The sequence below is a fragment of the Flavobacterium sp. KACC 22758 genome (assembly GCF_028736135.1).
Lineage (GTDB): Bacteria > Bacteroidota > Bacteroidia > Flavobacteriales > Flavobacteriaceae > Flavobacterium > Flavobacterium johnsoniae.
Map to the genome: position 1 here is coordinate 2936211 of NZ_CP117878.1, position 23803 is coordinate 2960013.

At 35.6% G+C, this 23803-nt stretch carries 20 protein-coding genes; 8 read left to right on the plus strand and 12 right to left on the minus strand.

Going from position 1 to position 23803, the window contains the following annotated elements:
* Nucleotides 1-370 precede the first annotated feature (370 nt).
* The 3 genes from PQ462_RS12750 to PQ462_RS12760 all read right to left on the minus strand — a co-directional run bounded on the left by PQ462_RS12750 (nt 371) and on the right by PQ462_RS12760 (nt 5300).
* Nucleotides 371-4345, minus strand: a complete 3975-nt coding sequence (locus PQ462_RS12750) for a PAS domain S-box protein (RefSeq protein WP_274250222.1) — start codon at nt 4343-4345, stop codon at nt 371-373.
* Nucleotides 4346-4562: 217 nt separating this feature from the next.
* A complete protein-coding gene (locus PQ462_RS12755; RefSeq protein ID WP_274250223.1) occupies nt 4563-5075 on the minus strand; it encodes a response regulator in 513 nt (170 codons plus the stop codon).
* A 72-nt stretch (nt 5076-5147) separates the two neighbouring features.
* Nucleotides 5148-5300, minus strand: coding sequence for a hypothetical protein (locus tag PQ462_RS12760; RefSeq protein ID WP_274250224.1), 153 nt, complete (start codon nt 5298-5300; stop codon nt 5148-5150).
* A gap of 218 nt (nt 5301-5518) precedes the next feature.
* Here PQ462_RS12760 and PQ462_RS12765 point away from each other — a divergent pair, with 218 nt between their 5' ends.
* Nucleotides 5519-6127 (plus strand): NAD(P)-binding domain-containing protein, encoded by a 609-nt coding sequence (locus PQ462_RS12765; protein ID WP_274250225.1) that lies wholly within the window; start codon nt 5519-5521, stop codon nt 6125-6127.
* A gap of 104 nt (nt 6128-6231) precedes the next feature.
* Here PQ462_RS12765 and PQ462_RS12770 read toward each other — a convergent pair whose 3' ends face one another.
* Nucleotides 6232-8352, minus strand: a complete 2121-nt coding sequence (locus PQ462_RS12770) for a cation:proton antiporter (protein ID WP_274250226.1) — start codon at nt 8350-8352, stop codon at nt 6232-6234.
* A 3-nt stretch (nt 8353-8355) separates the two neighbouring features.
* Nucleotides 8356-8931 (minus strand): hypothetical protein, encoded by a 576-nt coding sequence (locus tag PQ462_RS12775; RefSeq protein WP_274250227.1) that lies wholly within the window; start codon nt 8929-8931, stop codon nt 8356-8358.
* A gap of 258 nt (nt 8932-9189) precedes the next feature.
* Here PQ462_RS12775 and PQ462_RS12780 point away from each other — a divergent pair, with 258 nt between their 5' ends.
* Nucleotides 9190-9498 carry a hypothetical protein gene (locus tag PQ462_RS12780; protein ID WP_274250228.1) on the plus strand — a complete coding sequence of 103 codons (309 nt, stop codon included), beginning with the start codon at nt 9190-9192 and terminating at the stop codon, nt 9496-9498.
* Between the two features lie 132 nt (nt 9499-9630).
* Here the strand turns inward: PQ462_RS12780 and egtB are convergent, their stop codons facing one another.
* On the minus strand, nt 9631-10815 hold the full coding sequence (gene egtB, locus PQ462_RS12785; protein ID WP_274250229.1) for an ergothioneine biosynthesis protein EgtB: 1185 nt from the start codon (nt 10813-10815) through the stop codon (nt 9631-9633).
* Nucleotides 10816-10827: 12 nt separating this feature from the next.
* Nucleotides 10828-11811: an L-histidine N(alpha)-methyltransferase gene (locus PQ462_RS12790; protein ID WP_274250230.1), complete on the minus strand. Its 984-nt coding sequence runs from the start codon at nt 11809-11811 to the stop codon at nt 10828-10830.
* A 309-nt stretch (nt 11812-12120) separates the two neighbouring features.
* Between PQ462_RS12790 and PQ462_RS12795 the strand changes: the two genes are divergently transcribed.
* Together PQ462_RS12795 and PQ462_RS12800 are read left to right on the plus strand one after the other, a co-directional pair.
* Nucleotides 12121-13047: a ketopantoate reductase family protein gene (locus PQ462_RS12795; RefSeq protein ID WP_274250231.1), complete on the plus strand. Its 927-nt coding sequence runs from the start codon at nt 12121-12123 to the stop codon at nt 13045-13047.
* Between the two features lie 169 nt (nt 13048-13216).
* Complete coding sequence (locus PQ462_RS12800; RefSeq protein ID WP_274250232.1) at nt 13217-14476, plus strand: MFS transporter; 1260 nt, start codon at nt 13217-13219, stop codon at nt 14474-14476.
* Nucleotides 14477-14612: 136 nt separating this feature from the next.
* On the opposite strand, the gene PQ462_RS12805 is transcribed toward PQ462_RS12800, so the two are convergent.
* Both PQ462_RS12805 and PQ462_RS12810 read right to left on the minus strand, forming a co-directional pair.
* Nucleotides 14613-16403, minus strand: coding sequence for a S41 family peptidase (locus PQ462_RS12805; protein WP_274250233.1), 1791 nt, complete (start codon nt 16401-16403; stop codon nt 14613-14615).
* A 79-nt stretch (nt 16404-16482) separates the two neighbouring features.
* Nucleotides 16483-17256 carry an AraC family transcriptional regulator gene (locus PQ462_RS12810; protein WP_274250234.1) on the minus strand — a complete coding sequence of 258 codons (774 nt, stop codon included), beginning with the start codon at nt 17254-17256 and terminating at the stop codon, nt 16483-16485.
* 685 nt (nt 17257-17941) lie between these two features.
* Here PQ462_RS12810 and ilvN point away from each other — a divergent pair.
* Complete coding sequence (gene ilvN, locus PQ462_RS12815; RefSeq protein ID WP_274250235.1) at nt 17942-18445, plus strand: acetolactate synthase small subunit; 504 nt, start codon at nt 17942-17944, stop codon at nt 18443-18445.
* A 99-nt stretch (nt 18446-18544) separates the two neighbouring features.
* Here the strand turns inward: ilvN and PQ462_RS12820 are convergent, their stop codons facing one another.
* Nucleotides 18545-18892, minus strand: coding sequence for a winged helix-turn-helix transcriptional regulator (locus PQ462_RS12820; RefSeq protein WP_012025823.1), 348 nt, complete (start codon nt 18890-18892; stop codon nt 18545-18547).
* 107 nt (nt 18893-18999) lie between these two features.
* On the opposite strand from PQ462_RS12820, the gene PQ462_RS12825 reads away from it, so the two are divergent.
* Nucleotides 19000-19743 carry an SDR family oxidoreductase gene (locus tag PQ462_RS12825; RefSeq protein ID WP_274250236.1) on the plus strand — a complete coding sequence of 248 codons (744 nt, stop codon included), beginning with the start codon at nt 19000-19002 and terminating at the stop codon, nt 19741-19743.
* 117 nt (nt 19744-19860) lie between these two features.
* Here the strand turns inward: PQ462_RS12825 and PQ462_RS12830 are convergent, their stop codons facing one another.
* Nucleotides 19861-20226 (minus strand): winged helix-turn-helix transcriptional regulator, encoded by a 366-nt coding sequence (locus PQ462_RS12830; RefSeq protein WP_274250237.1) that lies wholly within the window; start codon nt 20224-20226, stop codon nt 19861-19863.
* Nucleotides 20227-20361: 135 nt separating this feature from the next.
* Here PQ462_RS12830 and PQ462_RS12835 point away from each other — a divergent pair, with 135 nt between their 5' ends.
* Nucleotides 20362-21144, plus strand: a complete 783-nt coding sequence (locus PQ462_RS12835; RefSeq protein WP_274250238.1) for an SDR family oxidoreductase — start codon at nt 20362-20364, stop codon at nt 21142-21144.
* Between the two features lie 22 nt (nt 21145-21166).
* On the plus strand, nt 21167-21490 hold the full coding sequence (locus PQ462_RS12840) for a nuclear transport factor 2 family protein (protein ID WP_274250239.1): 324 nt from the start codon (nt 21167-21169) through the stop codon (nt 21488-21490).
* A 77-nt stretch (nt 21491-21567) separates the two neighbouring features.
* Here the strand turns inward: PQ462_RS12840 and ppk1 are convergent, their stop codons facing one another.
* Complete coding sequence (gene ppk1 / locus PQ462_RS12845) at nt 21568-23589, minus strand: polyphosphate kinase 1 (RefSeq protein WP_274250240.1); 2022 nt, start codon at nt 23587-23589, stop codon at nt 21568-21570.
* Nucleotides 23590-23803 lie beyond the last annotated feature (214 nt).

Sequence of the window (23803 nt, forward strand, 5' to 3'; positions counted from 1 at the left end):
TGCTTTTTTATTTTAAATTACTGGCTTATTGGTTTATTAAAACACTATTGAGTTAATAATGTCATTTTTTTTCTTAAAAACCAGAGGGATTAACTACAGTAACACTTCAAACAAGCTAAGGAGTATTTATTCATATACAGTAGAATTTCTTTTATTGTAGTCTAAAAATATCAGATCAGGAAGACTTGCTGAAATTTACAGCTGCTGCAATTTTTTCATTTAAAAAAAGCAACAGCATGCTTAATATTTCAGCATCACCGGGATCATCATCTGCCAAAAGTATCTTTTTATATTTTCTTTACACTTTATTTTGAGCAGAGAACTGCTATTTATATTATACACATTATTCTTTACAGCTTTCATAAATGTTTTAAGATACAGGAAGAAAAATATGAAATGTACTTCCCTTTCCATATTCTGATTCTGCATACATCACCCCATGGTGATTGGTAACAATTCTCCTGCACAGTGCCAGTCCGATACCACTACCTGGATAGATATTCTGTTCGTGAAGACGTTTGAAGATTTCAAAAATCTGTTTCTCGTAGCCTTTTTCAAATCCAATTCCGTTATCGCTGAATAAAATATGATGATACTGTCCTTCAATAAGTGTAGAATCTGTAAACTGGGCTGCATACTGATTGGTTACCTGAACAGCGCTTATTTTTATTTTCGGCACAGTGTCAGGTCTGGTAAATTTCAAGGAATTCCCTACCAAATTATAAAAAAGCTGATTCATCTGCAGACCGACCGCCTTTACAACCGGCAGCTTTTCAACTTCAATTACTGCATTTTTCTCCTCAACAGCCAGCTCGAAATCAATCCAGATATTTTTAATAACTTCATTAAGATCAATCGGCTGCAGGCTCTTTTGAGGTTGTATTAGTCTTGAAAAACTAAGCAGATCGGTAATAAGCTGGCTCATCCTGGCGGCAGAAAAAGCTATTTTTTGAATCATTACTTTAGGGTCTTTTCTCGGTAGATTCTCCTGAAGGATGCCGGCAAAAATCTGAATTTTACGAAGCGGTTCCTGAAGATCATGACTTGCCACATATGCAAATTGTGCCAGTTCCTGATTTGAATGTTTAAGTGCATCATTAGAATGGCGAAGATCTGTATTGGCAGACTGCAGCTCTTTCAGCACTGCTTCAAGCTCATTTGTCCTGAGTTCCACTTCACTTTCAAGGGCAAGCTGAAGTTCTCTGTGAATTGTAATATCCTGAGCAGTCCCCTGAATCACCAACGGTTTCCCATCCAGATCAAAATAAGTCTGTCCTACTGCATGAATAACCTTTTCCTGTCCTGTAATTCCATGAATAATTCTATATTCAGCCTCATATCTGCCTTCTGATCCCGGTTTCTGGGCTGCAAAAAATGCCTCGGTCACCCGATTATAGTCTGAAGGTTTTATGAGTGCACGTATTTCCGAGGACGGCATTTGGTTTGCTTTTAATCCGAACATGGAAGCATGTCGTTCTGATACTGTAGTAATTCCCGAAGATATGTCCAGTGACCATGTTCCCAGCTGCGCCACTTCCACTGCAGAGCGGAGAGCAGACTCCGCCTGTTCCGCTTTTTTTATGGAAACAATTTCATCCGTAACATCCCAACCGACATAAAGCACAGCATAAACTTCCCCGCTCTCATCCGTAAGAGGGGTCAGGCTGATATTATGATAGTGCATTTCTTTCTCTGTTGTATTAATTCCAGGCATGCCGCTTTCATAAAAACTTTCTCCCGAGCGAAGCACCATCTGTACCGATTTTAGGAAATCCTCCGAATTACTGGATTTTAGCACTGTCTTAAGAGGCTGTCCAGCTATCGAACTTCCCTTATTAATGACAGCTGTAAAACGATCATTAGGGTTTTCAATTACTAAATCCCTGCCCACAAATACACTTATGGCAACAGGAGCAGCATCTAAAACAGTGCGAAGCTTGGATTCACTTTCCTTAAGCGCGATTTCTGTCAATTTACTTTGCGTAACATCGGTTGCATGAACAATTACACCTATCACTTCGCCTTCGTTATTTTTGTGGGGTGTATATACAATGCTCAGCCACCTGCTGATTCCCATGCGTGAAGGTGCAAACATTTCATATTTCTCCTGCTCTCCACCGTAAGCAATTTCAAGATGGGGAAGTGTTTTTGCGTACGCAGCTTCTCCTAGAAATTCCTTTACACTTTTTCCTATTGCTTCATTTTCGTCTACAGAAAACCAGTCCATAAAAATCCTGTTGTAACTCTGATAGCGCTGCTTCTTATCTAGATAGAAAATCATGGCCGGAACTGTATCGCGTAATAACTGCAGATGAGCCTCGCTCTCTTGCATTGCTTTCTGAGCGCTGACCTGTTCCGTAACATCGATGGCAATATCTAAAATAGCATAAATTTCTCCTGATTTGTTTCGCAGCGGTGTATAAGAAATATTATAATAATTATCATTCAGCACACCATTCTGCATTATTTTGACTAGTGAAGCAGGAGAAATAAAAGGAATTCCGGTTGTAAAGATATCATCAAGAATTTTAAGGTAAGCCTGGCCTTCAGAAATAAGTTCCGGCATGGCTTCCCTTAACGGCAGTCCTAAAATATCAGGGCCTTTGCCCACTATATCTATAAAAGTCTGGTTTGGGTATTCTATAATCAGGTCGCGGCCAGTAAAAAGACCTATACCTGCAGGTGCGGCTGCAATGAGGTTTTTTAGTTTGGTTTCACTTTCTTCTACTTCTCTACGGCTCATTACCTGTCTGGTAACATCGGTTGCAACTACCAATATAACAGTTTGTTCGCCTTGAGCATTACGGTTAATCTGGTAAGTCAGATCCACATAAATATGTTCAAGCTTTTCATTTCGAAGCAATTCGACCTCCACTTCCTTAGCGGTATAAGCAGTACCGGTGCGGATCACTTCTCTGAGAAGGTCATCAAAACCCTGTCCCTTGATTTCCGGAAGCGCCTCAAGAAGGGGTTTCCCGATAATATCTTTTGCTTTGCGCCCTACCAATTCGCTGTAAAAAGTATTGGCACTTATAAAAACCAGATCATCTCCTATCCCTATTGTTGCAATACCCACGGGCGACTGCTCAAACATAACTGCCAGCTCGTTGTGACTCTCTGCTGCCTGCTGCTGTGCTTTGACTGCAGGTGTTACATCAGAATACATAGCCAAAACTGCATAAACGCAGCCGGTTTTATCAAACAGAGGGGTCAGTGAATAATCGAAATACTGGTTCTTTTCTGATTCTTCTCTTTTTATTCTTGCTGCTGAAGCTTTATATTCTTTCCCAGTCAGATAAACTTCACTAAGTTTTTCATATAAATCATAATCATTTAGATCAGAAAAAACATCTTTTAATTTACTGCCGATAATATCATCTTCTTTTTCCCAGTATTGTAACACTGCATGATTGGCCAGTTCGATGTAAAACTCACTACCCCTGAATAATGCCGTACCTACAGGTGCTTTTTCAATAAGTGTCCGAAAACGAAATTCTCCCGCTTCCAGCTGTTCTTCTCTTTCTTTTTCAGCAGTTATATCGACTGCAATGGCGGTAATATATTTGCTGCCTGCCGTGTCACTTACAATTGAAACATTATTGTTTACCCATAGTATTGAACCATCACGTTTTACATAACGTTTTGTAATCATAAAATCTTTTCCGCTGCTAACGCATTCCCTTAGCAGCTGCATATTGCGCTGCAAATCATCCGGATGTGTCAGCTCACCTAGATTCATCTGTAATATTTCCTCACGGCTGTACCCCAGCATCTCGCAGTAACGGTCATTAACTTCTGTCACGCGGCCATCGATGTTAGCCTGTGCAATTCCTGCCTTGGACTGCATCAGAACACTGTTAAGCTGTGTTCTTAATGAACCTGATTTTATTACATTGGGAATAACCGCAGAATTTTCTATGCAGGTGCCAAATACTCCCTCAGCAGTACCGTTTTGATTAAAAACCGCGCTGCATCCAACAGTGAGGTAAACTTCCTGCATTGTATTATTTCTGCTTACAGCAGTTACAATATTAGATTCTAATCTGGTTGATTTTTGATTTATGACCTGTTCAATGATACCATATATATTTTCCCATCCAGAAGGTAATGCCTCTTTAAAGCTGGTTTTAAAAGGCAGTGGCTTTTTACTGTAATCAGGAAAAAAAGCGCTGAAAGCATCATTGTAAAAAAAGAACCTGTCTTTTCCCCATATCATAAACATCGGAACGCCTGAACCCAGCACAATTGACAATGAGGTACGCAGTGAATCCGGCCATTTCTCCAGCGGGCCTAAAGAAGTTTCTGCCCAATCAAACTCACTGATAAGAGAACCTAATTCTCCCATATTACTTAAAAACGGATGTTTATGTTTAGATTCCCTTCTGTCCAGCTGCACTCTTTCTACTATTTGATTTCAACTGGAAAGGTAGGGTAATTTTAATAAACCAACAATTATTTTCATTATCAAATCCTTCTGATTTTCATAAAATTGAATACTTAAGAAGTTAATTAGCTGCACGCTATCACAAGGAAAAACAAACGGGTAAGACAGGGAAAATTCCTTAGGAGTCTCCCGGGGAAACATTCTTTTCTGAAACAAAAAATAAATTTTTAACAGGGCTCAATAAAGCTTTGGCCCAGTGCAGAAAAAACACTTTTTTTAGTACAAGCACAAAACCGGAAAAAGAATTTGGTTTCTGGACATAGAGGTCTGCACCCTTATCAAAGGAATCTTTAATATCCGAAGGATGGTCCCAGGTAGACAGCATAACGGCAGGAATATCCTTAAGCTCTTTATCGCCCTTTATTTCTTCCAGCGCCTGCTTGCCTCCTTTAACGGGCATATTGACATCTATAAAAATAATATCGGGATCGGGCTGGGATTTATCTTTTAAGACATCCACGAGCTGCTGCCCGTTCTCCACGGTGACTACCTCAGAGGGGACTTGTGCCTCATCCAGGGCATCGATAAATAATTCCTGATCGTCCTTATCATCTTCGGCCAGTATAATCTTTACCGGCTCTTTTTCATTTAAGGGTATAGCGGCTTCGTGGGAATTCTCGGAACTTATCATCTTAAAGCATTTTATAACGTCAAATGTAGTTCATAAATGCCTAATAAATTTCAAATATTTTATAATCTTCAATTAACTGCCGATGATAAGCAGCTGTTGATCCAATACTTGAACATTTTTTATGCTCCAATTAAAAACATTACCAACTCTTTGAAGCAGAATGTTCTTTATGATATCATATCCAGTCGCCTGACTTTTTCCTCCATTCATTAAATTCCTTATCATTATTTAAATGCAGATCTAAAGCATCAGATTACTGCCTTTTTTCTATTACTAACGTACTAACTTCACATTTAAAATCAGGTAAAAATACTTGGCTTAGAAATAAATATTAGTTTTAAATTTAATGAATATTTAAAATAACACACTTATATACAATAACATACAGAAAAATAATTCTTAAATTTTATTAGTGAGTAATAATAATTTAAAAAGAAGAACTTATGAAAATTGGAATCATCGGCGTGAGCAGTCTAACACTTGAATTAGCCCGCAGAGCAGCACAGACAGGTTATGAAGTTATCATGCACAATCCCAGAGGAGGAAGTCTTATAAAGGATGTTATTCAAAAAATGGGAGCAAACGCACGTATTGGAACGCTTGAGGAATCTGCTGCTGCAGAAATTGTCCTGCTGTTTCTTCCAAAGGATGATTTAGAAAATATTATAAAGTCTCTTCCTGATATGTCTAATAAAATAGTAGTGCACACTAGCGGATTGATTTTCGATCCTCATTTACTGCTCCCAGGCATTATAAACGCCATGACTTATAAAATAACTGCTTCACTACTTCCTGAAGCTCATGTAGTAAAACTGTTCAATCCAGTTGAAATTAAGCCGAGACACATCTCCGATACACACGAAACAAAAGAGGAATTATTTTTTATTGCCGACCACTCTGATTCCAGAAACCAGATACGGATTTTTCTAAAAAAACTTCAGTATGTTCCTATGGACATTTCCTCCAGATTTCATCTGCATACTAAGGGGCTGAATCTAAAAAAATATATTAATCCTCTTTCAGTGAAACCTTTTAAAAACAGTCATAATTAAACAGTTTTAAGCACAACTATTACACTCAATCAAAGAAAAAGAAACGGCAAAATTCTGCATTCTAACGTTCTTATGCGCAATTTTTCTTTGCAATACAAACTGTTCTACTTAAAAATTCCGCCTATAATTTTTCCAATATCGGCAAAATCATCAAGGTTGCTTACTGCTCTTTTTTCTATAACTGTATTGTCAATTTTTGAAAAAGGATAAATTAGTATATAGTTATTGTTACTGAGTTTTTTATTTAAAATTTCAGGCACTTCTTTCATCTGAGGAAAATAAGAATGCATACCTCTGTCAGCCATTAAAATGATAAGACCTTCATCTTCTTCCAGACTGGCAGCAGTATTTTCAGCTTCCTGCCATGAGGTTACAGTATTAAAAACAGCTTCAATATTAGCCTTTACTACAATGCTCTTTAATACACCAATGGTTTTCTGGTTGGCATAAAAACTCATTTTGGCCCCCGTATTTTTTCCAATGTTCCAAATTCTTAATAAGCAATGAAAAAATCCTGGTTCGAGTTCAGCATTCGCAGGGATAAGAACTGTATATTTTTTAATGGTTGACACCGGCTGGACTGCATGATAGATAATCAAATTTATATGCTTGTTCTGCAGGTAACCGTTGTAAAGATTATAAATGAAAGATGAGGAAAATCCTTTTTCTTCTTCAAGTCCAATAATCAAATCAGTAATATTCTGTTCTTTTACCACATTATTAATCCCAGCAATCACATCATTATCATGCCGTGTTATTGGATTTAGTTTAACATCGGCGGATGCTGCCATATTTACAGCTGCACCCAGCAATTTTTCTGCATTCTTTGAGGATGATTCACTTTTGTCTTCGTTAATAACATTAAGTGCAAAAAGTTTATCTTTATTACTTCTTCCTTTTATGAGAAGCCCCAGATTAACCATTTTCTCAACGGTATGTTCATGATTTACAGCCAGCAGAATTTTTTCTTCCTGATCACCCGCATCTGCTGCGGTTTCTTCTTTATCTGCATCGGCAATTCTCTGAGCACTTGCCATTGACACAAATGATGAAATAGTACAGGAAACCAGTATAAGCAGAATGCTGCCGTTAAGCACATGTTCATTTAAAAGCCTGACAGGCTCTCCCGCTTCATTTTCGGATAAGATAATATTATATCCCACCATTACAGAGGCGAGCGTTGCCGCTGCAGAAGCTGCACTCATACCGAAAATAAGACTGCCTTCATCATCTGTAAATCTAAAAGTCTTTTTCGTTAAAAAAGCTGCCGCGTATTTCCCTCCTATTGAAGCTGTAAGCATAACTGCGGCTACTCCCAGTGTTTCCCAGCTCTGGATAAAAGCGTTAAAATCAATCAGCATACCAACACTAATAAGGAAAAATGGAATAAAAATAGCATTCCCAACAAATTCAACCCTGTTCATAAGTGATGAACTATGGGGTATAAGCCTGTTAAGTGCAAGACCGGCAAAAAATGCTCCAATAATGGCCTCTATTCCAGCCAGCTCTGCCAGAAGAGCAGCGAGATAAATCATCACAATAACAAAAATATACTGGGAAATCTTGTCTTCGACATTCTTAAAAAACCAGCGCGCCAAGACAGGAAAAAGAAGCAGAACTACTAAAGCAAAAACCAGCATGGAAACAGACAGCTTAACCCAGAACGAAGTTCCTACTTCTCCCTGCGACATACCCACCACAACAGCCAGCACTACAAGAGAAAGCACATCTGTAATCATAGTACCTCCTACCGTTACATTTACCGCCAGCTTTTTTGCTATCCCTAGTCTGCTCACCATTGGGTATACAATAAGAGTGTGTGATGAGAAAAGGCTGGCAAATAATACCGAGCTTAGAAGCGAAAAATGGAGTATGTAATAACCACCCAAAAGCCCCAGTGCAAATGGCACAATAAAGGTATAGAGTGAAAAAGTGATACTTTTCCATTTATTTTTTTTAAAATCCCCCATATCTATCTCAAGTCCGGCAAGAAACATTATATAGAGCAGTCCTGTAGTACCTGTAACCACTATACTGCTGTCTCTCGCAAGAACGTTAAAGCCATTTGGACCAATGATAGCTCCGGCTATAAGAAGGCCCAGCAAGTGAGGCACTTTTATTTTATTGAGTAAAAGAGGAATACATAAAATTATAATAAGCTCGATAAGAAATTTTAATACCGGATCTTCAATAGGAAGACTGACATGCTGTATACTTAGTAACATAAATTATTTTTTTTGAGGAAGTGCAAGTTCAACCGAAAATCTGGCGGAACAGTTGTCCTGTCCGGTAATAGTCTGCGTGCCTTTAATAATATTCTCTTTAATATCATCCAGAACCACATTCATTTTCACTCTGTTTTTTGAAACGCTGTCACTGATGAATTCAAGCAGTATCCTGTCTTTAAGGTATTTTGCCTTAAATACCCTTACCAGCTTTTTATTATTTATAACATTTGTAAAAATTCCAGTCGAATCAGACACAAATTCCCAAGTTTCATTACGCTGATCTCCTATAACATACTGACTGCAGTTTGATTCTCTGCACAGCATCTTACTATTCCAGAAGCCTTTGAGTGTTTCAGGCCATTCCGTAATTAATTCAGTATCATTATTGACAGTGTCTTTTAGGGCAGAGATGCTGTCACGCATGGCTAATAATGCTTTGTAGTCCGTTTCTTTTTTTTCAAATTCTTCTTCCCTTAATATTAAAGCTTTTTCTCTCTTCAGCAGGTCCTGCTCTTTTCTGCTTTCGCATGAGATTAAAATACAGGCAAGAATTAATAATATAGGTAATTGTTTCATAAATATTTTTTTGGATATACAATTTAACCAAAATATACCGCCGTACAAAATAAAAGGCCTCTAAAAAACAGAAGCCTGTACTAAAGTTCTGCACAGTCGGCAATAATAAGTAAATTTCATTTAAAGTAAGTCACACATTTACAAGCTATTTAATAATTCAAAATTATGTAACTCCAAGGCAGAATTCTGTAATTTAAAAGCTTCCCCAATCGGTTATTTTTGCCTCATACAATTATAGAACCACAAATAAATTACATTATGAAAACCACAGCAGCAGTGCTTCCAGTCATTACATCATTATCTCCATCAAGCAGACAGTCTAACAGCAATTTTTCAGACGCGTCAACTCAACGTGAAACACAAAATTTAGATCTTCTAACAGATTTATACCGTAAATTTGAGGATGAACCTGACTTTGACTGCGAATTTCTGCATGCAGCTCATAACCAATCCGAAAACGAAAGTATAATTGATCCTGAATCTGAAGATGATCTTTTGGATGAATTTGATGATAACCAGTGGGATGCAGATATCTACGACCCATACCTGGAGTCAACCTATTATTAAACAGCCAATCTCAAGTGTTTATTCTCAAAATTTTCCCATTATTTCTTTTTAGTTAAAAAAGAATAAACACTTAATTATTTTAAAAATTTTGGTTACCGTTCGTGAAAGACTATGGACAGGAATTAACTTGTCTCATCTTACAAGCCGGATTCCTGAAAACTGCCACTGGTGTCTTGGATGGAAAAAATTACGATAGGAAGCGCGGGTGTGCCCTTCCGGGGTAGCAGTTGAGCCTCCTCGCAGCACCATTTGGTTTACCATAAACTTTCCGTTATATTCGCCGATGGCTCCTGGCTGTTTACTATATCTGGGATAAGGAAGGTAGGCACTTGCTGTCCATTCCCATCTTTCTCCCCAGTAAAAATGATCACAGGCTGCTTCCCACTCTTCTTCTGTAGGAAGGCGCATTCCTTTCCACGCGGCAAAGGCTGAAGCTTCATAAAAATTAACATGACACAAAACTTCATACGGATTAATAGCCTTTAATCCGCCAAGTGTGTAATGCATCCACTTTCCATCGATAAAATGCCAGTATAATGGTGCTTTTGCCTGTTGCTGCTTTATCCAGTCCCATCCTTCAGAATGCCACCAGATAAAATTCTCATAGCCCCCTTCCTGTATGAACTGCAGATATTCTCCATTGGTTACAAGAGAAGACGCGATATCGAAAGCCTCTAAATATTTTTTATGCAGTCCCAACTCATTATCAAAGCTGAAACCAGTACCCTTAAATCCTATTTCATAAATACCCTCAGCCATTGAAATAAAACCAGAATCCATGACAGATAAATCCTCCTCCACACTGTCCGTTTCACGGTAAGCTGGAAAAAGAGGATTATGTCCCAGTATGTATTTAATATCTGTCATGAGAAGCTCCTGATGCTGCTGCTCGTGGTTTAAGCCTAATTCCAGTACAGCAGATACTTCATCTGAAAGTACTGAATTCTCCAGAAATACCTCCATCTGCTCGTCTACATAAGCCCTGTAGGCATAAATATCAGCAACCGACGGACGACTCAAGTTACCTCGGTCGGTGCGCAGGACTCTTGCTCCTACTGTTTCATAATAGCTGTTAAAAACAAAATTATACTGCGCATTAAATTCCTTATAACCTGAAAAGTTGGGAAGAAGAATAAAGGTTTCAAAAAACCAGGTCGTATGTCCTAAATGCCATTTAGGAGGACTCACATCCGGGATGGGCTGCACTACATAATCTTCTGTTTCCAGGGGACTGCAGAGGTGCTCTGACTGCATGCGTATTTTTTTATACTTTGCCAGTAAAAGCCGGGTATCAAAATGTGTTACTGTGTGTTCCATAATTACTCTTATTTAAACGGCTGTCCAAAAAACATCCACAAACCATTCCCTGCTGTCCATAATACTGTAAACCGTTTTAAATCCAGACTGTGAGGCCATTTTATGGGTATCTTCTATGGAAAATTTCTGGGATACTTCCATGTAAACAGGTTCATTTTCAGCAAAATGAAATACATCGCCGTCGAGAGAAACGCTCTGATCCGCCAGACTGATCAGATAACTTCTGCAGGCACCCGTTATGGGATCATAAGTTTCATAATGTTCAAACTGATTTAATGCAAAATCAGCACCAAGCTCTTTGTTAATACGCTCCAGCAGGTTCAGGTTAAACGAGGCAGTCACTCCTTCCGGGTCATTGTAGGCATTTAATATAGTATTAGGTTCTTTTTTCAGGTCAAAACCAATCATGACAACGTCGCCTTTATTAAGATTCTTGCGCAATTCAAAACAAAATCGATATGCTTCTTCCAGTTCCATATTTCCTATATTGCTTCCCAGAAACAAGATCACCTTTCTTCGGGAAGAAAGCTGGGATGCCTTATAAAGCATCTCGAAATATTCTCCCTCAAGACTTACTATATCAAGTCCTGGTATTTCTTTTTTCAGTCTTTCATCTAAAACCGAAAGAATATTGCCTGATATATCAATAGGCATATACCTGAAATCAGTGTCCAGATTTTTCAGGTATCGCAGCAAATGCATGGATTTAGAAGCATCCCCCGCCCCGAGCTCTATTAAATCAAAGGGAGTATTGTCTGCACTAATGCCTAGTGCTATTTCAGCGGTTTTGTTCTTAAAAATATCCATCTCACAGCGGGTCAGATAATAGTCTGGAAGACTCATGATTTCCTGAAAAAGCCGGTCACCGCGCTGATCGTAAAAATATTTTGACTGCAGTTGTTTGGGATGCTGCCGCAGACCCGCAGTTACATCTTCAAGGAAAGTATTGGTATTCTGCAGCTCTGTTTCTTTATTTTGTGCTTCTGATAACTTCATTGTTTTTTGTTTTTGTATTGTGGTACTGCAGCTCTATCCTAACTTAGGTATAAAGCCTGCTATTACATAAAGGTATATCTTGCCGCGCTGTAATGGGTTCTCTATTAAAAAGAATCTTAACTTAAAAAAACTGAAAACAGGGACTTTTTTATATCGAAAACAGTAAAATGGAGTTATAAATTAGATACCAGCCTCAAGTATTTAGTAGAAATTGTCAAAAACAATTTGAAAACTGGATCCTGTTAAATTCTAATAACTGTATCTGTAACCATACGATTAAGATGTGTAGATTTACTGAAAAATATTATAATGAAACTAAATAACAATCATATTTACATAATTGGGAATGGCGTAATTGGAAAAGCTCTGGCTGTCGCTTTAACCCTAAACGGGCGAAAAACCACCATTATTCGTGGAAGCATTGACAATCAGCCGGCAACAATTGAAAAGATACAGGTTGAAATTGAAAATAAGACACTGGATGCGGAAGTTCTTGTGAGTTCCCTTTCTAACTTCGAAAGCCTTGACGGAATTATATTACTCACAAATAAATCATTTGGAAATACCGTCCTAGCTGATAAACTGAAAGATCTAACCGGAAAATCTCCAATTGTTTTTCTTCAAAATGGACTTCATATTGAAAATAGTTTTATTGATAAAGATTTTGATCAACTTTACAGATGCGTTCTATTGGCAACTAGTGAATTTTTAGAGAGCAGCAAAGTCAGATTTAAGTTAGTGGCTCCGTCACCAATCGGCATTATTAAGGGCTCAAATGAAATTCTTCAGGAAATTGTTGATATTCTGGATACTGATCTTTTTTCATTTAGATATGAAAATGATATACAAACAATTATTTGGAAAAAAGTAATAAGCAACTGCGTATTTAACTCCATCTGCCCCTTACTGGAAACTGATAATGGAATTTTCCAGCGTAATGATGAAGTTTTACAGATTGCAAAAACGGTAATTGCCGAATGTTTATCAGCAGTAAAAGAGTATGGCATTGATCTAACAATGGAAGTTGTTTTAGAAAATATACTCGCAATAAGCAAGATGTCGGACGGACAAAAAATATCAACCTATCAGGATATTTTAAATAAAAGGGAAACTGAAATAGAAACTATGAATTTAGCTATTGCCGGATCTGCCATTTTAAAAGGAAATATAGCTGTACCTGTTACTGCTATGCTTGGTCAATTAGTAAAAATAAAGTCCGAAATATCAAGAAACTAATATTATCTTAGAATTATGACAATCCTCTATTACCTGCTCCCCTTTCTTCGTCCAAAATAAAAAACAAAAGAAGTCATAGTACGAATATATTAAACAAATAACATGGAAAAACAATTCTTTCCTGTTGCGTTTGAATTCGTATATTCGGCCTTTATTTTGAAAAAAGAGAATGATTGCAAAATTGAATGAAAAAAAATCCTATCCATGGATTGTTGTTGGCTTGCTGTGGTTTGTTGCTTTATTGAATTATTTAGACCGACAAATGCTGTCGACTATGAAATCCGCAATGATGGATGACATTCCTGAATTGGCTAAAGCTGAAAATTTCGGTCTTTTAATGGCTGTTTTCCTTTGGATTTATGCACTTATGAGCCCTGTTTCCGGAATTATAGCAGATCGGTTTAACCGAAAAAGAATCATCATAGGAAGTCTTTTCATCTGGTCTGGGGTGACTATGGCGATGGGTTATGCCACAACTTTCAATCAGATTTATATTTTGCGAGGCATTATGGGGTTTAGTGAAGCCTTTTACATTCCGGCTGCCTTATCCTTAATTGCAGATTATCATCAGGAAAAAACACGCTCTTTTGCCATTGCGATTCATACCACCGGAATTTATTTAGGGCAGGCACTTGGTGGTTTTGGCGCCACTATTTCTAAATATTTTTCCTGGCATTTCAGCTTTCACTCCGTAGGTTTATTTGGTGTACTTTACAGTTTTATACTGATATTTTTTATACAAGAAAAAAAAACGTACTTCTTAGATCCCACAAAAAAGTCATCTGTTGGCAATGAATTCAAGCAAATGTTCAAAGGATTGGGAATCTTATTTGGTAATATCTCCTTTTGGGTTTTGCTTTTTTATTTCTCTGCGCCAAGTTTACCAGGCTGGGCGGCCAAAAACTGGTTACCCACCTTATTTACTGAAACTTTACATTTAGACATGTCTCTTGCGGGACCAATTGCAACAGTAACCATCTCGATGTCTTCCTTTTTTGGCGTTTTAATTGGTGGTGCTATTTCAGACAGATGGGTGATGAAACATCTTAAAGGAAGAATTTACACCAGCGTTATTGGACTGTTTCTTACCATCCCGGCATTGTTTTTATTTGGCTATTGCTGTGACATAACTGCTATTCTTTTTGGCGCAGTCCTTTTTGGACTTGGATTTGGAATATACGACACCAACAATATGCCTATTCTTTGTCAGTTTGTTGCTCCACGCTACAGGGCTACGGGATATGGAATTATGAATTTTGTTGGTATTTCGGCGGGAGCTGTTATTACAGAGTTTTTAGGAAAAGCTGCTGATAATGGAGGAATGAGACACGTTTTTGTACTGCTCTTATTTGTAGTTTTTAGTGCAATTGTTTTACAACTGGTAAGCCTGCATCCAAAAACTATTGATATGACTGATGAGATTATCTGACAGTGCTTCGTACAAAATGGACTCTATCTGATAATCTCCAGCAATTAAAAGCGATCAGAAAGAAAAAAATAAAGAGAAGAAAATACAATCCTATTAACTAACAGTTTTCATAATCATGTAGAGCAAAATTGATTCTTTATTTTTTTCTAATCAGTGTTTTTACATATTCCATTTCACTATCATATCCTGCAAGATAATCCTTGATGGTTGGCTGTACTTCATAATCAGGTAAAACGCCGCGCCCAAAGGGAATTGTATCAGCTTTAGGTTCTATTACAAATTTACATAAGGGAATACGGCCTGTTACAGCTGAATTAGGAAGAGTGAAACTTAGAAAACTGCCGCTTGAATTCCCGTAATAACCACCGCCGGTTTCTTCGCCGATGAATTTTGCATGGGTATAGTTTTTTGCCAGTGCGGCAAATTCTGAACCTCCCGAAAAAGTAAGACCCGAAATTAAAATATAAAGGTCGCCTTTAAAGTTTTTTATATTCGGTTTCTCCCCAGTATAATGTCCCGCTTTATTTAAATACCTGCCGTCAGTTGAAAGATAAAAATCCTCCTTTAATTCTTCGATCAGGATTTCTTTTTGACCTGCGTAATTAGTATGCTCCAGAAACGAATAGGTAAATCCCGGAATCTCTACATATTTGTATTTTTTATACTCTTCATTAGTCAGGTAAGACAAAAAGTGGTCTTCCATTCCCTGTTCTCCTCCTTCATTTTTTCTGATATCAATAATAAGATGTTTTATTTTTTGAGAAGAAATACTGTCGAATGCTTTTTCCAGAAATAACTGAAATCCTTTTCGCTTATCAGTATAACTTCCAAGGCTAAAAGTGTTGACCGTAATAACAGCTGTTGAAGTTATTGGATCTATAGAAAAATCAGATGATTTGCTAAACGTATAATTAGGAACCTGCTTTTTAATTTCTTCATATAGTTTTGCGAACTCCTTAAAAGTGCAGGAAGGAATGTTTTCATAAACTATTTTAGCATTGTTATCAGGATTTAGAAGTTCCAGTGTAATAAACTTGGAAGCAGGAAAATACCGAGCGTAATATTTAGAAAATGCTCCTTCAATCCATCGGTATTTACTTGTCATATTAAATCCGTCTGCGGGCTCAATTTCCAGCATTTTTGCCATGATATTTTCTATGGCTTCACCGTTTATTTTGGAAAGAACAAGACCTTTTAATTTGAAATCTTTATAATCATTTATGACATATACTTTTTTATCTAAAACTTTAATTCCAAATGGCAGATACGTTCCCTTTTGTTTTAAAAAAGCTGTAGTTTCATCAGAAATTTTAATGTTGCAGTGTCCTTCCTTGGTAAACGAAACCACCGGCGCTAGTATCCTGTAAAATTCTAAAGCATTCATGGGTGCTTTTATTTTGCTTTTCTGTAGATTACAAATACTGTCAAATTGTGTTCTTGAATTGTACCAAAGACCAACTCTGGTTTCGTAGTAGGCATTCTGGAGTAAATCAAAATCAGAAAGAAGATTTTTAACCGGGATTTTTTCAAGTGTATTAGGAACTTTTTCCAGTCGAATTGTATATTTTCCAGACTCTGAATTTGATTTTTCATCAAGAGGTTTAATCCCAACTTCAAATTCATCGGTTTTGTCAGGAGAAAATAAAATTTTCTCAGGACCGTTCTTGCCATTTGGAGAGTCAACTTCGGCCACTAGTTTCCCTTTTTTATTTGTAATCGAAACTACAAGATCTATTCCCTGCTGTTGTACATTTATAGCGTAATAGGTGTCTGCCGTAAGTTTAATTTTAAAAAAATGTTCTTCACATCTTTTTATTTCAAGATCGTCAATCAGCTGATTTAGCTTGATACTCTGCTTTTTATGCTGTGCAGTAACAGATACACAAATGCATAATGCTAAAAATATTGAGAAAAATCCTTTTTTCATTTCATATCAGAATTAGAATACACAAAAATACAATGCTGTAACAAAACTCTGTTGTACGATATTGCAGTATTTAGGATACTTAAGAAATTTTATACTGCAGAGGTGTTACTCCGGTGAATTCTTTAAATTTTCTGCAGAAATGCGCTGTATCGTAAAATCCGCTTTCGATAGCGGCATCGGCTAAATCAATCCCATCATTGAGCAGAATTTTTGATTTTTCGATTCTCTTTAAAATGACATAACTGTTTGGCGTCATTCCTGTCTCATATTTAAATAGTCTCAAAAATTTATATTTGTCAAGCCCAAAACTTTTTGCAGCTTCTTCTAATGAAAATTTTTCACTAATCTTATCTTCCAAAAATCTTGAAAACAAGTTAATTTCGGAGTTTTTAAATTTTTGATTTTTCCCCCAGCGTAGTATAAGACTTTCTAATACTGCCAGCAATGCTTTTTCAATTTCAATATTATCAAAATTTTGTGACAAGAAATAAAACTCCCGAAACAGCTGTTCATCATAAATAATTTTCTGATCAAAAAAAACATCGTTGTTATTGTTGATCATTTTCATAACATCTGGTGCAATATAAAAGGTAAAAAATGAATTGCCGGTTTTTCCATCACAGGGTGTCGCATGGACCTCAAAAGGATTTGTTATTGATAAGGTTCCTGCCGGTGCCTGAAGATATTTATTAGTCAGTTTAGTGTCAAAAGTATGTTTTAAAATTAATGCAATGTTAAATGTATCGTGTGTATGATAGGGAAAACTTACAGTATTGTTTTGGGCATTTAAAAGCTCTAAACCATCTAGAATGGGAAGTTTGTGAAATGTATTATGATTTTTTACAACTGTCATAAATATTTGATTAAACTAATAAAAAACATTCCATTATAATAATTGATCCCTTTAATATTTCATGCAGAAAAAGAGCAGCTTATACTTCATTTACAACACAAATATAAACAGGATTTATTTACTTAATACACCTTCCTGAAATCTGTCTCTATTTATACCACAACAGTCTTTGACTTGATATCTTTTCTGCAATATCTTGACTGAAATGAAAGCTATATAACTACAAATCAAATTGAAATGGTAAAAAAGCTATTGAAATAATCTTCTGCCTTCAAAAATTTATTCTAAAATACATTCACTTTGAAACCAATAGTTTCAATAAAAAACTTTTTTTAACGTTATAAAAATTAATACATTTGCCACACATCAGAAATACAAAATGAAAAACTCAATTAACATCACTATCATTAGCAGTATTATTATCATTTGATAATGATCAGGGATGTTATATAAATAAGTACACAGATACAATTTAAAACCTCCCTTTTTGGGAGGTTTTTTTATTTAAAATATACATGAAAAATTCAGTACAAATTATCATTAGCGCAATTATCATTATTCGTTTGTTATGACGAGGCAGGATTCTATTGTGTAATAAAAACCTTTCTCAGTCATAAATGAGAAAGGTTTTTTTATTTCTAAAAAACACTAACTACTAATAATTCAAAAATCACACACTTTTTAAATGAAACAGGAATATACTTTTACCGCCTACACAGAAGATCAAATGGGGTTACTTAATAAAATAACAATCATACTTTCGCGAAGAAAAATCAGTATAAAAAGCCTCAATATCTCTACTTGCGAAATTGATAAAATGTACAGATGTACTCTGGTTATAGAAGAAACTTTTGAAATCGCCAGAAATATTGCGCTTCAAATCGAAAAAATAATCGAGGTTTTTAGATGCTATTACAGCACTAACGAAGAAATCATCTGGAAACAAATGGGATTGTTTAAAGTAATGACTTCAAGTTTCATTAACGAGGAAAATATGAACCATCTACTTAGAAAACAAAGCGTCAGATTTATAATAATAGAAAAAGATTTCATTGTATTTGAAGCAACAGGACAAGAAGAAGAACTCGATAATGTTGCTGCAGAATTGAGAAGCTTTGGATTAATCGAATTTATAAAAACTGCCCGAATTGCAGTTGCCAACAATAGTCATGCTTTTGATGTTTACTAACATCGGCAAATAGAGAAATATCACAAAACAAATTTATGTAAACGAGTTAAAATATTTAAACAATATTCTTAACTCGTTTTTTATACGTTTGCTTTTACACTAACCTTCAATAATCACTTTGCGATGCTTTATACCCCATTCTGCAAGATCATTTATGATAGTCTTTAATGTCAGTCCATACTCAGTGAGCTGATAATGAATGGTTACAGGCTGAGTATCTAAAACTATACGTTTGATAAGTTTATTGATTTCCAATTCCTTCAATTCTTTGCTTAACATTTTATTGGATATCCCGTTTACATCATTTAGAATATCTGTAAACCTTCTTTTGTTATGATAACAGATGGATGAAATAATAGAAATTTTCCATTTTCCATTTAATATGTCCATAGTATCGTGGACAGCCATTATCTCTTTTTTATGTTCAATCTGACATTCGTTACTCATAGGTTACTTGGTTACTCAAATGTTACTGTTACTTTTAGTTACAAAGTAACAATAATAAACTTCACTAAACTAACTTTGCCTGTATAAAATTTTAAAACATACTAAAAATGGATTTTACCAATAAAAATGTCCTTATTACCGGAGGTACTACAGGAATTGGATTAGCAACAGCAAAAGAGTTTATAAAAGCAGGCGCAAATGTTTGGATTACCGGAAGAAACAGCGAAAATCTTGAAAAAGCTGCGAACGAAATTAATAGTCAGAAATTAAAAACGATAGTTTCTGATACTGCCAATTTATCTGATCTTTCTCTTTTGGAAAAAGCTTTCGCAGAAAACAACGCTCCATTAGATGTTCTTTTCTTAAACGCGGGAATAGCAAGATTTTCTTCAATCGAAGATGTAACAGAAGCCGATTTTGATGCACAGTTTAATACTAATGTGAAAGGTCATTTTTTCACACTTCAAAAATTACTGCCGCATTTAACCGAAGGTTCATCAGTAATATTTACTTCCTCTACAGTAGCGACAGCTTCTAATTTAGGAAGCAGTATATATTCAGCTACAAAAGGAGCTTTGAACAAAATTGCTCAAATTGCCGCAAATGAATTAGCAGGCAGAAAAATACGCGTTAATATTGTAAGTCCCGGTCCGGTTTCTACACCTGGACTTCATAATGCAGTACCTGAGGAAGCAAAAGAATATCTGGCAGGTGCTACAGCAATGCAGAGACTAGGAGATTCATCCGAAATAGCCAAAACTGTATTATTTCTTGCTTCAGAAAATGCAAGCTTTATTACTGGAACAGAACTTTTAGCAGACGGAGGATATATAAACTATGCTCTAAAATAAATTGATCATTAAATATTTAACTGTCATAGTTTGATATAATTAAAATGCTAAATCATGTGATTTAGCATTTTTTATTTTCACATTGACGAAGCTGTCATAAAAACTGAAAATTATATATCATTGGTTTGAGTCTAAACGTTTCAAAATTAACATTCGTAAACGCGCCTCATGCTCATCTCCCCAATTCCCAATAGCTGAAATTACAGGAATTAATGTTTTCCCAAAATCAGTCAGGCTGTACTCTACTTTTGGAGGCACAACAGGATATATAATTTTTGAAACAAGTTCATGTTCCTCCAATTCCTTGAGCTGAATATTCAAAACCCGGCGCGAAGCATCTGGTATTTTACGCTGTAATTCACTTGGTCGTTTGTGTCCCTCGTTTATAAACCAGAGCAAACGTATTTTCCATTTACCGTAAAGTACTTCACCTATCAGGTCAAGACCGCAATTTAAGTTTGGGGTTGTTTTTCTTTCATACATATTGCAAATTTAAACGTATATCCCAATCCGTGCAATAGGGGAAAAATTTATCCCTATATGAATCGTAACTCCGTAATTGTGAGGAACTAACGTACTTCGGAGATTTGTACAATAGAAATTTTAATCAAATACAAGATGGATTATCAAAATGAATTATCAGGAAAAATTGCTTTAGTAACAGGAGGTACAAAAGGCACTGGAAGAGCAATTGCAGAAAGGCTGCAGCAAGCTGGAGCAACAGTTATTATTACCGCAAGAAATGCACCTGAAAAAGAAAACAGTAATATGCGTTTCATTGCTTCGGATTTAAGTAAAGCTGAAGGAACACAAAAAGTAATCAGTGAAGTGTTATCAGTATATGGAAAGCTGGACATTCTAGTAAATAACCTTGGTTTATCAACAACTCCTGCCGGCGGTTTTAAGGCATTAACTGATGAAGACTGGGAATCAACACTGCAGGCTAATCTCCTTGCTCCTGTTAGGCTGGACAGAGGATTTTTACCTCAAATGATAGATCAAAAAAGTGGTATTATTATCCACATAGCTTCAATTCAAGGAAGACTGCCATTATTTGATTCTACTTTACCGTATGCTGCCGCAAAAGCCGGATTGATAAATTATAGTAAAAGTTTATCAAATGAAGTTACGCCAAAAGGTGTTCGCGTTCTTACCGTTTCACCGGGATGGATAAATACAACAGCATCGACAGCCTGGCTGGGTGAGATTTCAAGAAACTCTAATATTACTGTAGAAGAAGCTCAGCAAAATGTCATGAATGCATTAGGCGGAATACCTTACGGAAGACCAGCCCAACCGGAAGAAGTAGCCGAATTAGTTGGTTTTCTTGTTTCACCAAGAGCCAGTTATTTAACAGGTACCGAATTTGTAATCGATGGCGGAACTGTACCAACTATTTAATAATCTATAAAAATAAAAAAACATGAATTTACCGAAAGTAATAACAGACCTGATTAATGCACAGAACAGTTTTGACAGCATTGCCTACGCCAATTGTTTTTCTGAAAATGCCGAGGTGTTTGATGAAGGCAAAATGCATAATGGAAGACTGGATATTCAGAATTGGATCGAAGAATCAAACCAAAAGTACAGATCAGTAATGAAACCTCTTGAATATACAGAAAACGGTACTTCAAGCATCTTATCAGCCGAGTGTTCAGGTACATTTGATGGAAGTCCAATTATCCTAAAATTTCACTTTAATATTGCTGATGGAAAAATCCAGGATTTAAAAGTAACAGGATAAGAAATCGAACGACATTAAAGTGCGAGAAATATCTAAAAAAATCTGAGCAAACAGCTCAGATTTTTTTTTAAACTAATTCAGGATATTCTATTTGCATCCGCTATCCAGTTGTAAGTTTCTGTTTGAGCCCTACGTGGATTTTCGTTATCTTCATTTTCTAATTCATTACCTCCCTGACTATTTACAATTCTTCTTTTGGTATTATCTTCTAACTGCAGCTGAATTATTTTATTGATCTCTTCAATATGTCTTTCATCATACAAAGGGAAAGCCACTTCTATTCTTCTGTTTAAATTTCGGCTTAGCATATCGGCAGAAGATAAATAGATTTTTTCCTGTCCGTTATTGGCAAATTTGTAAATTCTGGAATGCTCTAAAAACATATCGACAATACGATAGATTTTTATATTTTGTGAGATTTTTTTAATTCCCGGCAAAAGCGTGCATATTCCGCGAACTATTAATGTAACTTCAACATCTGCCTTACTTGCTTCAATAAGTTTATCAATAATATCTTTTTCATCAAGTCCGTTTACTTTAAAAAATACCGAAGCCGGCTTACCTGCTTTTTTGTTTTTTATTTCGGTATCTATTAATTCCAGTATTTTTTCTTTCATATTAAACCCAGCGGCTAAAATATGTTTTGGCTCAGTTGTTTTTTTCTTGGTTTTTAAAAATGAAAAAATCTTCTTTAAATCGTTTGTATATGCCGTTTCTGCTGTAAAAAAACCAAAATCTGAATATATATTTGCCGTACTTTCATTAAAATTTCCTGTTGACAGATATCCATAATTCTTTTTATTACCGTATTTATCTTTCATGGTAATCATGGCCGCTTTGGCGTGTACTTTTAAATTCGGCAGGCTTTGAATGATTTTTATGCCTGCTTTCTTCATTTCTTTAGACCAGTACAAATTATTATGTTCGTCAAAACGCGCTTTCACTTCAACAAAAACGGTTACTTTTTTGCCATTTTTTGCAGCGCTGATTAAAGCATTTGCGATTAAGGATTGAGAAGAAATGCGATACAGCGTAATTTTAATCTCGGTAACATTTTTATTAATTGCCGCCTGATTAAAAAACTGGAGCACATAATAATACGATTGATAAGGAAAATGAAGTAATTGATTTTTTTTATTTATGACATCAAAAATTGATTTATTATTTTCAAAAGGCAGATGCGGAAGATTTGGATAATACGCTCCCTGAAGCTTTGGGGTAACCGGATTTGGAAATCTGAATAAATCGAAAAAATTATGATGGCTTCCTCCCTTTATCATTTCACTTTTGTAAAGTTTGAATGCTTTTTTACAGATCGAAAAAGAATCAGCATCCATATTTGAATCATATAGAAATCTTGTGGCGGAACCTCGTTTACGCTCTTCAACCTTTGCTTCAATTTTGGCTATTAAATCGCCTGTATTTTCGTCTTCTATCAAATAATTTTCATCTCGGTTTAATTTTATGGCATTACATGAAATGATTTTATCTGCCGGAAAAATAAGTGATAAACATTTTCGAATTATAGTATCAATTGAAATAATATAATGTATGTTTTCTATACTTTGAAGCTGCTTAAAACGATCTAGTTTATCAGAAGGAATATTTAAATAAACAAAATTATAATTGCCTTTGCTGTCTTTAAGTTTTACTAAAAAGTATAAACTGCGATTGTTTAAAAAATAGGTTTTAGGCTGATTGAGCGTAATATAAACTACTTGTATATAAGAAAGAATAATACTTTTAAAATAATATTCGATCTCATTTAAATGTTCTGGCAATAGTTCCTGATATTCATAATATATAATATCATTTAAAGCCAATTCAGTCAGAATCGAATAACTCCATATTTTTCCAAATCTATTTTGCTGAAGGTTCACTTCATTTAAAACATTTTCCAGAAGATCACTGCTTTTCTTATTCTTCTTTTTTTGGAGTTTATTTATTTTAACTCTGAAAAACTCATCCAGATTAGAGGAATGTATAGCCAAAAATTTAATTCTGTCATATACTGCATTATTTAAGTCTTCAGCTTCATCCAAAGTACAGTTATTAAAAGAAAGCCAAGATATTTCTGAAGGAATAAGATAGTTATGCACGTTTTATATTTTATGATTACAACTGAATTAGTACTACTAACTTCGTAAATTTAAGTCATTATTTTTTCTATACTGCGTCACAAAATCAAGTAATTAACTAAAAAATAAAGTATTACTAACACTGCATACAATTATTCAGTCTGTTACTAATAATATTTACATGAAACATTAACTGTAGTTTAAGAAATCAAAAATTTAAAGAGAGAAAAAACTC

Coding starts and splice junctions, on each gene's coding strand:
- PQ462_RS12760 (WP_274250224.1), bottom strand. CDS start 5,300: ATGATAAGGAATTTAATGAATGGAGGAAAAAGTCAGGCGACTGGATAT.
- ilvN (WP_274250235.1), top strand. CDS start 17,942: ATGAAACAGGAATATACTTTTACCGCCTACACAGAAGATCAAATGGGG.
- egtB (WP_274250229.1), bottom strand. CDS start 10,815: ATGGAACACACAGTAACACATTTTGATACCCGGCTTTTACTGGCAAAG.
- PQ462_RS12775 (WP_274250227.1), bottom strand. CDS start 8,931: ATGAAACAATTACCTATATTATTAATTCTTGCCTGTATTTTAATCTCA.
- PQ462_RS12795 (WP_274250231.1), top strand. CDS start 12,121: ATGAAACTAAATAACAATCATATTTACATAATTGGGAATGGCGTAATT.
- PQ462_RS12750 (WP_274250222.1), bottom strand. CDS start 4,345: ATGGGAGAATTAGGTTCTCTTATCAGTGAGTTTGATTGGGCAGAAACT.
- PQ462_RS12800 (WP_274250232.1), top strand. CDS start 13,217: ATGATTGCAAAATTGAATGAAAAAAAATCCTATCCATGGATTGTTGTT.
- PQ462_RS12835 (WP_274250238.1), top strand. CDS start 20,362: ATGGATTATCAAAATGAATTATCAGGAAAAATTGCTTTAGTAACAGGA.
- PQ462_RS12840 (WP_274250239.1), top strand. CDS start 21,167: ATGAATTTACCGAAAGTAATAACAGACCTGATTAATGCACAGAACAGT.
- PQ462_RS12810 (WP_274250234.1), bottom strand. CDS start 17,256: ATGACAGTTGTAAAAAATCATAATACATTTCACAAACTTCCCATTCTA.
- PQ462_RS12830 (WP_274250237.1), bottom strand. CDS start 20,226: ATGTATGAAAGAAAAACAACCCCAAACTTAAATTGCGGTCTTGACCTG.
- PQ462_RS12755 (WP_274250223.1), bottom strand. CDS start 5,075: ATGATAAGTTCCGAGAATTCCCACGAAGCCGCTATACCCTTAAATGAA.
- PQ462_RS12765 (WP_274250225.1), top strand. CDS start 5,519: ATGAAAATTGGAATCATCGGCGTGAGCAGTCTAACACTTGAATTAGCC.
- PQ462_RS12805 (WP_274250233.1), bottom strand. CDS start 16,403: ATGAAAAAAGGATTTTTCTCAATATTTTTAGCATTATGCATTTGTGTA.
- PQ462_RS12790 (WP_274250230.1), bottom strand. CDS start 11,811: ATGAAGTTATCAGAAGCACAAAATAAAGAAACAGAGCTGCAGAATACC.
- PQ462_RS12820 (WP_012025823.1), bottom strand. CDS start 18,892: ATGAGTAACGAATGTCAGATTGAACATAAAAAAGAGATAATGGCTGTC.
- PQ462_RS12780 (WP_274250228.1), top strand. CDS start 9,190: ATGAAAACCACAGCAGCAGTGCTTCCAGTCATTACATCATTATCTCCA.
- PQ462_RS12825 (WP_274250236.1), top strand. CDS start 19,000: ATGGATTTTACCAATAAAAATGTCCTTATTACCGGAGGTACTACAGGA.
- PQ462_RS12770 (WP_274250226.1), bottom strand. CDS start 8,352: ATGTTACTAAGTATACAGCATGTCAGTCTTCCTATTGAAGATCCGGTA.